This window comes from Pseudorhodobacter sp. W20_MBD10_FR17, assembly GCF_052119765.1.
Lineage (GTDB): Bacteria > Pseudomonadota > Alphaproteobacteria > Rhodobacterales > Rhodobacteraceae > Pseudorhodobacter.
Genome location: NZ_JBGQOQ010000006.1, coordinates 14,111 through 27,012 on the forward strand (window position 1 = coordinate 14,111; position 12,902 = coordinate 27,012).

7 protein-coding genes are annotated in these 12,902 nt (G+C 58.1%); 4 read left to right on the top strand and 3 right to left on the bottom strand.

The window, feature by feature from the left end; translation table 11 throughout:
* Positions 1 to 43 precede the first annotated feature (43 nt).
* A complete protein-coding gene (locus ACEN2J_RS05535; RefSeq protein WP_442104156.1) occupies positions 44 to 1,816 on the top strand; it encodes an ABCB family ABC transporter ATP-binding protein/permease in 1,773 nt (590 codons plus the stop codon).
* A 97-nt stretch (positions 1,817 to 1,913) separates the two neighbouring features.
* On the opposite strand, the gene ACEN2J_RS05540 is transcribed toward ACEN2J_RS05535, so the two are convergent.
* Both ACEN2J_RS05540 and ACEN2J_RS05545 read right to left on the bottom strand, forming a co-directional pair.
* On the bottom strand, positions 1,914 to 5,609 hold the full coding sequence (locus ACEN2J_RS05540; protein WP_442103957.1) for an efflux RND transporter permease subunit: 3,696 nt from the start codon (positions 5,607 to 5,609) through the stop codon (positions 1,914 to 1,916).
* Positions 5,606 to 6,871, bottom strand: coding sequence for an efflux RND transporter periplasmic adaptor subunit (locus ACEN2J_RS05545; protein ID WP_442103959.1), 1,266 nt, complete (start codon positions 6,869 to 6,871; stop codon positions 5,606 to 5,608). Before ACEN2J_RS05545 ends, ACEN2J_RS05540 begins: the two co-directional genes overlap by 4 nt.
* Positions 6,872 to 7,194: 323 nt before the next feature.
* Between ACEN2J_RS05545 and ACEN2J_RS05550 the strand changes: the two genes are divergently transcribed.
* The 3 genes from ACEN2J_RS05550 (at position 7,195) to der (ending at position 10,926) form a co-directional block, all read left to right on the top strand.
* Positions 7,195 to 7,854, top strand: a complete 660-nt coding sequence (locus ACEN2J_RS05550; RefSeq protein WP_442103960.1) for a hypothetical protein — start codon at positions 7,195 to 7,197, stop codon at positions 7,852 to 7,854.
* 108 nt (positions 7,855 to 7,962) lie between these two features.
* Positions 7,963 to 9,330, top strand: a complete 1,368-nt coding sequence (locus ACEN2J_RS05555) for an outer membrane protein assembly factor BamB family protein (RefSeq protein WP_442103962.1) — start codon at positions 7,963 to 7,965, stop codon at positions 9,328 to 9,330.
* A 117-nt stretch (positions 9,331 to 9,447) separates the two neighbouring features.
* Positions 9,448 to 10,926, top strand: a complete 1,479-nt coding sequence (gene der / locus ACEN2J_RS05560) for a ribosome biogenesis GTPase Der (protein ID WP_442103963.1) — start codon at positions 9,448 to 9,450, stop codon at positions 10,924 to 10,926.
* Between the two features lie 222 nt (positions 10,927 to 11,148).
* Here der and ACEN2J_RS05565 read toward each other — a convergent pair whose 3' ends face one another.
* Positions 11,149 to 12,798: an ABC transporter substrate-binding protein gene (locus ACEN2J_RS05565; RefSeq protein WP_442103965.1), complete on the bottom strand. Its 1,650-nt coding sequence runs from the start codon at positions 12,796 to 12,798 to the stop codon at positions 11,149 to 11,151.
* Between the last annotated feature and the right edge of the window lie 104 nt (positions 12,799 to 12,902).

Sequence of the window (12,902 nt, forward strand, 5' to 3'; positions counted from 1 at the left end):
TGACGCCACCAGTGCCGACGCCAATCGAGATGGCGCACCGGCTATGCAGACCATCCGTCGGGTCATTCCCTATCTTTGGCCCAAAGATACGTTTTGGGTTCGGCGCCGCGTGGTCATTGCATTGGTATTCTTGGTTTTTGCCAAGGTCATTTCTGTTTCCACCCCGTTCTTTTACAAAGCAGCGGTCGACTCGCTGGCGGGCGAGTCCCGTGATGAAACCACATTGCTTATGCTGGGGGCGGTTGGTCTGACCATCGCTTACGGCATTGCCCGCCTTAGCGCGGTTGGTTTTGGCGAGCTGCGCGATGCGATCTTTGTACGGGTCGGCCAGCGCGCGCTGCGCAAACTGGCCTTGGAAACCTTTACCCACATTCACCGCCTGTCGATGCGCTATCACATCACCCGCAAAACCGGCGGCCTTAGCCGGATTATCGAGCGCGGTGTGAAAGGTGTAGACTTTTTGCTGCGCTTTATGCTGTTTTCGGTCGGGCCGTTGATCCTTGAACTGTCGATGGTTGCCGTGCTGTTTGCCGTGCTGTTTGGCTGGAAATATATGGTCGTCGTGGTTGTCACCATTGCGCTTTATGTCACCTTTACGCTTAAGGTGACTGAATGGCGGGTTAAGGTGCGCCGCCAGATGAATGACCAAGATACCGATGCCAACCAAAAGGCAATCGACAGCCTTTTGAACTTTGAAACCGTCAAATATTTCGGGGCTGAATTGCGTGAGGCCGATCGCTATGACGGCGCAATGAAGCAATATGAGGTGGCTGCGGTGAAAACCGGCCAAAGCCTGTCTTTCCTGAATTTTGGCCAGTCGCTGATCATTTCCACCGGCCTTGTGATCGTTATGGTTATGGCCGCAATGGGCGTGCAGCAGAAAATTCTGACTGTTGGCGATTTCGTTATGGTCAACGCTTACATGATCCAGATCACGATGCCGCTGAACTTTCTCGGCACGGTGTACCGCGAAATCCGTCAGGCTTTGGTCGATATGGGCGAGATGTTTACGCTGCTGGGCCAGCCGGCCGAAGTGGTTGATAAACCGGGCGCAACCGAGCTGAAAATAAAAGGCGGCGAGGTTACTTTCGACAATGTCCAATTCTCTTATGACAAAGAGCGTCCTATCCTGAAAGGCGTGTCGTTTACCGTGGCACCTGGGCAGCGTATCGCACTTGTTGGGCCTTCGGGGTCGGGCAAATCCACCGTCGGGCGGCTGTTGTTCCGGTTTTACGATGTGGTCGGCGGGGCCGTGCGGATTGACGGCCAAGACCTGCGTGACATCACCCAAGACAGCCTGCACGCGCAAATCGGCGTTGTGCCGCAAGATACGGTTTTGTTCAACGATACTGTGCTTTACAACATCGCTTACGGTCGGCCCGATGCCAGCGTTGAGGAGATTGAGGCCGCAGCGCGCGCCGCCAAAATCCATGATTTCATCCTGTCCTTGCCCGATGGTTACGCGACCACCGTTGGCGAACGCGGGCTGAAACTGTCAGGCGGCGAAAAGCAACGGGTTGGCATTGCGCGAACATTGCTGAAGAACCCGCCGATTTTGTTGCTGGATGAGGCGACCTCGGCGCTTGATACGCAGACCGAACGCGATATCCAAGACAGCCTGTTGGCGATGGGCGAAGGGCGCTCGGTCATCACGATCGCGCACCGTTTGTCGACCATCGCCGATGCGGATCAGATTATCGTGCTAGAGGCGGGCAATATTGTCGAGCAAGGCACCCATGACGAGTTGCTTGCCAATAACGGCCGCTACGCCGCCATGTGGGCGCGTCAATCGTCTGAAGAAGAAGCTGCTGCCTAAACTGGCACTGGCGATAATAGGGCCCATCGGTGTGCGCCGCGCATAGCGCCCGCCGATGGGCCTAGTCTGCCGCGCGAAACGGTGGGCGCGGCATCGTTTAAACGGTGGTATCTTTTGGGGCGCTGGCCTTGGGGTCATCAGGTCCCTCTTCCCATATCAAGACCGGGTCGCGTAGTTTACGCGCGGCGCGATTCAGGGCAATATCGCGCGCAGCTACACTATCCTTGCCATGCGACAGCGCCGAAAGGGCCGCCATGCTGCGATAGGCGCCGATGCCAAACCAGACCCGCAGGGCCAAAAGCGCAGGGGTGAAAATCAGCGTCAGCACGGTCGCAATGCCCAAGCCAAACACCACAGCCGTTGCAAGTTGTTTCCACCACAGCGCAGTCGGGCTGTCGATCGTATAGCCGCCGCCGATGAAGTCGAGGCTAAGGCCAAACATCATTGGCGCAAGGCCCGCCATCGTGGTGATTGTGGTCAGCAGCACGGGGCGAATGCGTTGCTCGGCGGTGCGAACAATTGCTTCGATTTTGGGCATGTAGGTGCTGAAATCTTGATAGGTATCAATCAGCACAATGTTGTTGTTCACCACGATTCCCGCCAGCGCCACAATGCCGGTGCCGGTCATGATAATGCTAAAGGTTTGGTCCATCACCAACATGCCAATCAGCACGCCGGTGGTTGATAAGACTACCGCAATCAGCACCAAGAACGAATTGTAAAAGCTGTTAAACTGCGCCAGCAGAATGATGAACATCAAGGCCAGCGCGCCTGCAAACGCTTTGGCGAGGAAGGCACCGCTTTCGGCTTGATCCTCTTGGTCGCCGGTCCATTCCCATGCGACGCCGGCGGGCAGGGGCTGTGCCGTAGTCAGCCAATCGGTCAGCACGACGATCCGTTCATTGACGTTGATCGGCTCAAGGATCAGGTCGGCCTTGGCGACGGCGTCAATCGGTTTGGTGCTGTCGATCAGGCTATAGCCATAATCACCGCCGTCCAAATCCTTGGGGGTGGTCGTGTCAGCTTGCCGCACCTTGGCGGTGCCGATGATCGCGGTCTTCCCCCCCGCCAGCCTTTCTTTCACCGCGACAAGCCCGGGTGCAACATCGGCCTTAATGTCAAAATAGCGTTTTTGATCAACGCGGTCGATCCGCCCCAGCTTTTTCACGGGCGTCCGGCTGATGAAGTTTGACAGCGGCACCAAGCCGTCACGCGTCCGCACTTTCAATGTGTCCAGCGTCGATAAGACGCGGTCATTTTCGGGCAGGCGCACGCGGATCTCAATTTCTTCATCCGAGCTGTCAACGCGCATGGTATCCAGCAGCACCCCGCGCGTGACCAGTTGTACCATGCCGCCCACCGTGGCCACATCGGCGCCAAAGCGGCCGGCCTTTTCGACATCAACATCGATCTGCCAATCGATGCCCGGCAGGGGGCGCGTGTCCTCTAACCCGATTGTGCCGGCCATGCTGTCCAGCTTGGTCCGCACGACCGCCACGGCCTGCGCCAAAGCGTCAAAACTGTCGCCCTTCAGCCGCAGGTGAATGGGTTTGCCGCCCGCAGGCCCACGGCTTTGGCTTAACGCCTCGGTCTCTATTCCCGGCAGTTTTGCCAGCTTGGCCATGATGCCTTCCATCACCACATCACCATCCAGATCGGCAATGCCTGCGCGGTCCTCCCACGGGATCATCTCGACCTGCACCTGCCCGATGGTATCCAGAGGGGCCTGCGCGCCGCCAGTGTTCGAATTCAGGCCACCCGCGCCCGCAAAGGAAAACGCGCTTTCGACGCCTTGGGTGTTCAGAATAATATCCTCGGCCTGTTTCAGCAGCGCATCCTTCTCAATAAGCGACAGGTTGCCGCGTGCGCGCACATAAACAATCGCCTGCTCTGTTTCCGATTCGACAAAGAATTCAACGCCTTTGGAATGGGTGCCAAAATAGCTGAAGGTAAAACCAACCACAGCCAGCACCGCCACGATCGACACCACCGGCATCACCGGATTGCCCGCAATGGCCTTGGTGAAATAGCCAAAGGCCGTGCGCTGATGGGTGCCGCGAATGGCGCGGGGTTTGCGGGCGATATGTGCCGCATTCATGGTGATCGAGGTTAAAACCGCGCCACAGCCGAACAGCAAAGCCCCCGGCACAATCGCCACAAGGCCGCTAGGGGCAGCTGTCCCCAGCAGATAGGCCGGGTTCAGCATTTGCATTGCGCCCAGAAAAATCAGGTACATCGACGGCGGCACAAGTGAGGCGCGTACGAACCACGGCAGCGGTTTTAACAGCTTGGCTGCGTTGTCAAACTTGCGACTGATCCGCCCCGAGACGCCGCCCAAAACCGGCAGATAAATCAGTGCCACAATCAGGCTGGCTGAAAGAACAAAGATCAGCGTGACCGGCAGCATCCCCATGAACTGCCCCGGCACACCCGGCCAAAACAGCATCGGCAAAAACGCGCAGAGCGTGGTCGCGGTGGAGGAGACGACTGGCCAAAACATCCGTTTCGCCGCCTCGGTATAGGCCGCCATCGGACCAGTGCCTTCCGATATCCGCGTGTCGGCGTATTCCACCACCACAATAGCGCCATCGACCAGCATGCCCACGGCCAAAATCAGCCCGAACATCACGATGTTGGACACCGTAATCCCCATCAGGGCCAGCAGCACAAAGCACAGCAAAAATGAGGTCGGAATCGCAAAGCCTACCAGCAGCGCCGAGCGCGTACCAAGGGATGCCAAGACCACAATCATCACCAGCGCAATCGCCGTTAAAACCGAGCCTTCCAGCTGGCTGACCATGCTTTCGACTTGGCTCGATTGGTCCAGTGACGCCTGCACTTGCACAGCATCGCGCATTTCCTGCGGCCAGCTTGCGCGTTCGACCTCGACCAAACGCCGCACCTCGGCTGTGGTGTCGATCAGGTTGAAACCTTTGCGTTTGACCACCTGAATCGCCACCGTGGTTTCGCCGTTAAAGCGCGCGGTGCCGGTCCTATCCTCAAACGTCAGGCGAATCGTGGCCAGATCGCCAAGCGTCACCACGCGGTCGCCATTCACCTTGACCGGCAGCGCATAAACCTGCGCGGGGGTTTTGAATGAGGACGGGATTTTTACAGCATAGGCCCCGTTGGCGGTTTCGACCTCACCCGCCGCGATCAGTTGGTTGTTGTTTTTCACGACTGAGATCAGCTCGGCTGCGGTGACGTTGTAGGCCTCTAGCCGCAAAGGGTCGATCACCACCTCCAGCATTTCATCGCGGTGGCCTGCCAATTCGGCCTTGAGCACCGACTCCATGCTTTCAATACGATCTTGCATCGATTTGGCGGCGCGCAGCAGTGTGCGTTCGGGAACTTGGCCCGATAGCGCCACTATGATGATCGGGAATTCGGAAAAGTTGATCTCGGTGATTGAATATTTATCTGAGCCCGCCGGAAACTTGGCCTCGGCGGTGTTCATCTTATCGCGCACATCGGCGATGACCTTGGATTTGTCCCAACCAAATTCGAATTCCAGCGCCACGCCGCCATAGTTTTCGGACGCGGTGCCCGAGATTTTCTTCAACCCGTCAAGGCCCGACAGCTCGGTTTCCATCACCTTGACCAGCAAGGTTTCCGAATCTGCTGCCGAAATGCCGGGGAAGGGGACCGATACAAACAGGGCCGGAATTTCGATATCCGGCTCGCCCTCTTTGGGCAGCGCATAATAGGAAAAGCCGCCCGCCAGCAGCGACAGCACGACAAAGGCAATCACCATGCGGGCGCGGTTTGCGGCCCAGTCAACGATACCGATCATTGGCCAGCACCTATGGCGGTATCCCTGGAGGTGACGTCAAGGGCAACGCCATCAACCACAAATTCTTGGCCAACCACAATCACATCAACCGTTTCGGGCAAGCCGTCGACCCAGACGCCATCAACCGTATCGCGCTGCAAGCTTACCGGCATAAATGTGGCCCGACCATCGGCACCCGCTGCACGAATGCCCAACTGCCCCGCGTCATCCAGCGTCAGGGCAGAGGCGGGCAGCAAATGCGCAGGTTTGCCTGTCGTGGCGATCGTCAGCTCGGCGGTTTGGCCGTCGCGGATGGTTAGCCCTTCGTTGGTCACCGTCACCTCTATCCGAAAGGTGCGGGTCAGCGGGTCGGCCGAGCGGCTGACAAAGGTCACGCGCCCCAGCACCTCACGCCCCGAGGCCAGCCGCGCCTTGGCCAGCGCACCGACGCTGACCTTGTCCACATCGGTTTCGGCCAAGAAACCCACCAGTTTGATCGGGTCCAGCTGAATGACCGTCGCGCAAGATGATCCGGGTTGCAGCAACGCGCCCAGCTCGGCGGTATCGGTTTCCAAAAGCCCGTGAAAGGGCGCGAGCAGGGTCAGCCGTGCAATCTCATGCTCGGCAGCCTCGACAGAGGCCTCGGCGGACCGGATACCCGATGTGGCACCCGTTACACCTGCTTCGGCCGAGCTAACGCCCGCATGTGCCGTTTCCACCGCAGCCGTGGTGGCCGCGACGCGGGTGTCCGAGGCATAACCGGATTGGCTAAGCTGTGTGGCTGCGCGCCCGTTGATCTCTGCCTCGGCCAGCTTGGCCTTGGCCTCGACCAGCCGCGCTTGTGCCTCGGGCAGGCGGCTTGTCGCCTCCATCAGCCGCGCTTGGGCCTCTTTTAGCTGGGCGGCACGCGTGCCCATATCCAATACGCACAGGGGCTGGCCCGCACTAACATAGGCGCCGCGCCGCAAAGGCTCTGACACAACCAGCCCCGCGGTTTCGGACTTTACCTCAACCTGACGCGCCGCCTCGGTACGGCCACGCGCCAAAATCGCGTTGTCGACCAATTGCGCGGTGCTGTGCTGCACCAAAACCGAGACCCGACGTTCGGCGCCTTCGCCATTTGCCTGACTGGGCGGTAATGCTGCGGCCGTCTGTTCTGCGGTGGCGGGCGCATCGCCCTTTGTATCTCCTGTCGCAAACGACAGAAGTTTGTCGCGCTGAAACACCAGAAAAAACAAAGCAACCGAAACGATTGCAGCAGTGATCAACGGAAAAATACGCATCAATTGGCCTTTATGTTGTGTCGGCATGGTATGTCGGCACGCCGGTCCATCCGCCTAGCACCGCGGCAAGGCATCGGGGAGGTCATAGAGTACAGCGTCAAACACGCTAAACTGCTGTGTTCAGATTATTCTTTTTTGCCCCCCCTCGCAAGCCATGCCGTTTTCACGGCGAAGGGGCGTTTGCGCAAAGCCTAAAGAAAAATTGCGCAGATTGCATAAGAAAACCCAGCAAATGCTTGCCTGAGTGCGCGCCGACTGTGGGGCAGGGCTTGGCAAGCCCTTGGCCTTGCGTGTAAGACAGTTTCAAAGAATTGGAGACAGGCGTGAGCGACACAGAAAGCTTCATTGAAGAGGTTACCGAAGAGGTCCGCCGTGACCGGCTATTTGCGACCTTTCGCAAATATGGCTGGATTGGCGTGGTTTTGGTGGCCGGAATCGTTGGCGGTGCGGCCTATACCGAATGGTCCAAAGCCACCCGCGCGACCGAGGCGAAAGCCTTTGGCGATAGCCTTTTGACGGCGCTGGATGAAAATAGCCCGGACGCACGGCGCAAGGCCTTGGCAGATACGGCAAGTGCGGCAGATGGCAACCCAGATCGCCTCGCCATTCAAAAGCTGATGCTGGCGTCGGATGTTGTGGGCGACAAAGCGGGCTCATTGGCCGCGCTGGATGCTGTTGCCAATGATGCGACCGTGCCGCAAATCTACCGCGACTTGGCCGTTTTGCGCCGCGTCATTCTGGCAGGCGCTGATATGGATGTATCGACCCGCCGTGCAGCGCTTGACCCGCTAACCGCAGCAGGGCGGCCGTTCCGCACGCTGGCCTTGGAGCAACTGGCCTATCTGTCCGTCGAGGCAGGCGAGCCAGAGGCGGCCATCACACAGTTGCGGGCTTTATCAACCGACCAAGAAGCCCCGACAGGATTGCGTCAACGCGCAAGCCAAATGATTGAGGCCTTGGGCGGCCAAACGGAAAAGAGTTAAGATTTGGCAGGCAGGCTGTTCACACAGTCTTGCTTTCAGATCTTGGCGAATAGAACATAGAGACAGAACTTACTGCGCAACCGGCGCTGGACAAAGGGCAGACAGCATATGAACGCTTTTTCTGACACGCGGACGAAAACGGGCAAAACTCTTTGCTTGATGGCAGGGCTGGCTTTGCTTGCTGGATGCGAAAAAGAGCTTATCTTGCAAGGTGAGCGGTTTGACCCCCGCGCGCCCCTAAGCGAAAGCGTCGCGCAAGAGGGTAAACCCGCACCGACCGATACGTTTGGACTTGTTGAAAACAAATCCGTGCCGATCAGCATTCCGGCTGCACGGGTGAATGCCGAGTGGACACATCGGTCTGATAACGCACAACATTTGATGCCGAACGCAACGCTGTCTGCGGCGCCCGTGCGCTTTTGGTCAACAGGTATCGGCCAAGGCAACAGTCGCCAGTACCGTATCAGCGCGGCGCCAATTGTGGCCGATGGTCGTATCTTTGCGATGGATGCGGCGACGGGGCTGACGGCCGTGTCTACAGCCGGTGCAAAACTGTGGTCGATTGATCTGGCCCCAGCGGGTGCGCGTGGGCCTGCGGTTTCGGGCGGCGGCATTGCCTATGGCAGTGGGCGCGTATTTGCCGCGACTGGCAACGGCGAGGTGGTTGCAATTGATCCGGCCAGCGGTGGTGTGATCTGGCGCCAAAAGCTGGGCGCCCCTGCTGCCGGTGCGCCAACGGTTGAAGATGGCATGGTGTATGCGGTCGGGCGCGATAGCACGGCTTGGGCCATCAATGCCAAAGACGGTAAGGTTGAGTGGCAAGTGGCGGGTGTTGCGTCGGTGACGGGCATGGTTGGTGCCGGTGCGCCTGTGGTGACACCGCGCACCGTTCTGTTCCCATTTGCGACAGGCGAACTTGTCGCCGCTTTGAAAAAAGGTGGGCAGCAACTTTGGTCGGCCAGCATTGCAGGTGCGCGGTTGGGACGTGGCTATACCGGCGTTACCGATATTGCCGGCGATCCGGTGGTTGACGGCGCTGTCACCTATGTCGGCAACCAAAGCGGCCGCGTTAGTGCGATTGAAACATCTTCGGGTAACGTGATCTGGTCGGCGCATGAGGCCGCTTATGGTGCGGTTTTGCCGGTTGGTGGCTCGGTCTTCCTGATCTCGGATGAGGCAAAGCTGGTGCGGCTGGATGCCTCAACAGGTGAGGTGATTTGGGAAGTTGATATGCCCTATTACACCACCACCAAAGAAAAGAAACGCGCGGCCATTACCGCCCATTATGGCCCTGTTCTGGCGGGTGGACGCTTGATCGTGGCGTCTGGCGATGGGCTGATCCGCATGTTCAACCCAACCGATGGCGGGCTTGATGGCACTGTCCAATTGTCCGGCGGGGCGGCTTCTGCGCCGGCACTGGCGGGGGGCGTTATGTATGTCGTATCGGGCAACGGTCAACTTCAGGCTTTCCGTTGACGCCTAAGCGGTGTATGGCCTACGGCTTGATGATCTGACCCATGCTGTCGCAGGGGCCAATTTTACTTATGTCCCCACATGGGGGCAAATCCTACATATGCCCCCGGAGGGGCCAAGATGAGCTTTACCCTCGCCATAGTTGGCCGCCCCAATGTGGGCAAATCTACGCTATTCAACCGCCTTGTCGGGCGCAAACTCGCGTTGGTCGATGACCAACCGGGCGTGACCCGCGACTTGCGCGAAGGTGATGGCAAAATCTTTGACCTGCGCTTTACCGTGATCGACACGGCCGGGCTTGAGGACGTAACCGATGACAGCCTTCAAGGCCGTATGCGCCGGCTGACCGAACGCGCCGTTGATATGGCCGATGTCTGTCTGTTTTTGATCGACGGTCGCGTTGGTGTGACCGGCACAGATGCCGTGTTTGCCGATATTCTGCGCAAAAAAGGCGCGCGGGTGATCGTCGGCGTGAACAAATCCGAAGGCAAAGCGGGCGATGCTGGCGCGATTGACGCGTGGTCTTTGGGCCTTGGCGAGCCGCTGCGCATTTCTGCCGAACATGGCGAAGGCATCGACGATCTGTACCGCCTGCTGCGCCCGATTGGTGATGAGTTCCAAGAACGCGCCGAGGCCGATGCCCCGCTGGTGGATATCGATATCCCCGAGGATGAGGCCGACGATGAGGCTGATCCAGAATGGCACAAGCCCACCGCAGCCAAGCCGTTGCAAATCGCGGTCATCGGCCGCCCGAACGCGGGCAAGTCGACCTTGATCAACAAAATCATCGGCGAAGAGCGCTTGTTGACGGGCCCAGAAGCGGGAATCACCCGTGACGCAATTTCGGTTAAAACCGACTGGTTCGGTACGCCCACGCGGATTTTTGACACGGCTGGAATGCGCAAAAAGGCGCGTATCAACGACAAGCTGGAAAAAATGTCGGTGTCGGATGGCCTGCGCGCCGTGCGCTTTGCCGAGGTGATCGTGGTGTTGCTCGACGTGGAAATCCCGTTTGAGCAGCAAGATTTGCGCATCGCCGACTATGCCGAGACTGAAGGCCGCGCGGTGATTATCGCCGTGAACAAGTGGGATCTTGAGGACGAAAAGCAAGAAAAGCTGGCCGAGCTGCGCGAAAGCTTTGAACGTCTGCTGCCGCAGCTGCGTGGGGCGCCGCTTGTCACCGTTTCGGCCAAAACCGGGCGCGGGCTTGACCGTTTGCATGACGCCATTTTGCGTGCACATGACATTTGGAACCGCCGCATTCCAACCAACCGTCTGAACACTTGGTTGCAAGCGATGACCGAGGCGCACCCGCCACCGGCCCCCGGCGGCCGCCGGATCAAGCTGCGTTATATGACGCAGGTGAAAACCCGCCCACCGGGTTTCATCGTTATGTGCTCGCACCCGGATTTGATGCAGGAAAGCTATAAACGCTATCTGGTCAATGGGTTACGTGACCATTTCAATATGCCTGGCACGCCGATTCGAATCACGTTGCGTGGGCAGGGCGACCGGAACCCCTTTAAGGATAAAAAATTCCACACGCCGTCGCGTCTGCGCAAACACAAAGCGTCAAAAGACCCAGATCAGCGGTTCTAAACTGCACCCTATCGGGTGCTTGATGGGGGGATCGCGTTTTGCTGCGGCTTAATCTGGCCGCAGGCGGTGGTTTTCATTATTTCCCATATCCAAAAGAAAGCTGGGGGTTTCACACCCCCAGACCCCGTGGGATATTTGTAAACAGATGATGGGCTTGGTGCTCTATGTCGTTGTGCCGCCCCTATACGGCACGGCGCAAAAAGGCAGAGTTTGGCCTTCAGATCAGGCCGCAATCCACCACTTATAGTGATGATGCTCAAAGGTCGGGTGCATCTCGGCGCCTTTCACTTTGGGGGCAAAGTGTCGATAGAGCGAGCGCCAATAGGGTTGGATCAACACACCCTGCTCTTGCATGATTTCCTCAAGGCGCGTCATCACCTCGCGGCGCTCGGCCGCGTCCGAAATTGAATTGGCCTTGGTAAGCAGGGTGTCAAACTCTGCATTGCTGAAAGCAGATTCGTTCCATGCGGCCCCCGAGCGATAGGCCAATGACAGAATTTGCACCCCCAGAGGGCGCATGTTCCATTCGGTCGCCGAAAACGGGTACGTCATCCAACTGTCCAAAAACGTAGTACTGGGCACAACCGTCCGTTTCACCAAAATCCCGGCATCGCGAAGCTGTGCCGCAACCGCGTCACAAGACGTCGATTGCCAAGCATCATCAACCGACGTCAGCTCAAACTCGTGATGGGCCATGCCGGCCTCGGTCAGTAAGGCCAAAGCACCGGCTGGATCGGGTTTTAACGGCGGCAACGCGGCATATTCGGGGTGGATTGGGCAGACATGATGGTTTTCGGCTACGGTGCCAAAGCTGCTATAGCCCAGCTCCAGAATGATGGAATTGTCCACGGCCATCGACAAGGCTTTGCGCACACGCACATCTTTGTAGTCTTCGGCGTTTTGGTTAAAGCGGATCGCAATCGTGGCGGCGGTCATCACTTCTGATTTTTGCCAGCCCAGATCGTCAAGCATCTCAATTAACTCTCCTACCGTTTGATAGGTTATATCAATTGCGCCCGAGCTTGCTGCGGTAACGGCGGCCAATGGGTCGGCGCCAAGGTCGATGTATTCGACCTTATCCAAATAGGGGCCGCCGTAAATATTGGTGCCCCACCACGCATGATCCGCATTGCGGGCCAAGACCTGACGCACGCCTACCTCATTGGTTTCGGGTAAGAATGGACCTGTCCCAATCGGGTTTTGCGAAGGATCACCTGACACATAGCTTGAATGCACCACGGCCGCCGGATAATCGGCCATGCCGACAATGATGGAAATATCCGGCGCGCTCAGCTTGATCTTGACGGTATGGTCATCGACCACCTCAATTGCCCCGTCATTGGCCAGTTTGGTTTCCGGATTGACCAGCGCATTCATCCGTTCGGCCATCGAATTGCCGGTGACAGTGCCATCACACCAACGGTTCAGGTTTCGGGCCACATCGTTTGCGGTAAATTCATTGCCATTGTTCCATTTCACGCCTTTGCGGACATTCAATGTATATTCTGTGGCGTCGTCATTGGCCTGCCAGCTTTCCAGCAACATGCCGCGCAAGGACCCATCGCTGCCATATTCGACCAGATATTCCAACCAACCCCGAGTGAAATTGGCGACTTGGCTCCAAGCGGCGGTGCGCGGGTCACCCAAGGGTTTGGTTTCCATTTCCATGCGCAACGTGCCACCCATAGCTGGCATCTCAACCGCGGCATGGGCGGCAGGCGCGGTCAGGCCCAGCAAGGCATAGGCGGCAGCACTTGTCACGCCCAGCGCCGATGCGCGGGTCAAAAACTCACGTCGGCACAAGGTGCCCGATGCGACTTCGGCGGCATAGGCAAGGGCGGCAGCGTGTGGCTTTGGGGTCGCATTATTCATATCGTGCTCATCTCGCTGTTCGAGATATTCCAATGTCAGCCGAGGCCGTTTCGGAACCTGTTTTTGCTAAAAGTGCGTTGCAATCGCTTGCAGCGTTGCGACTT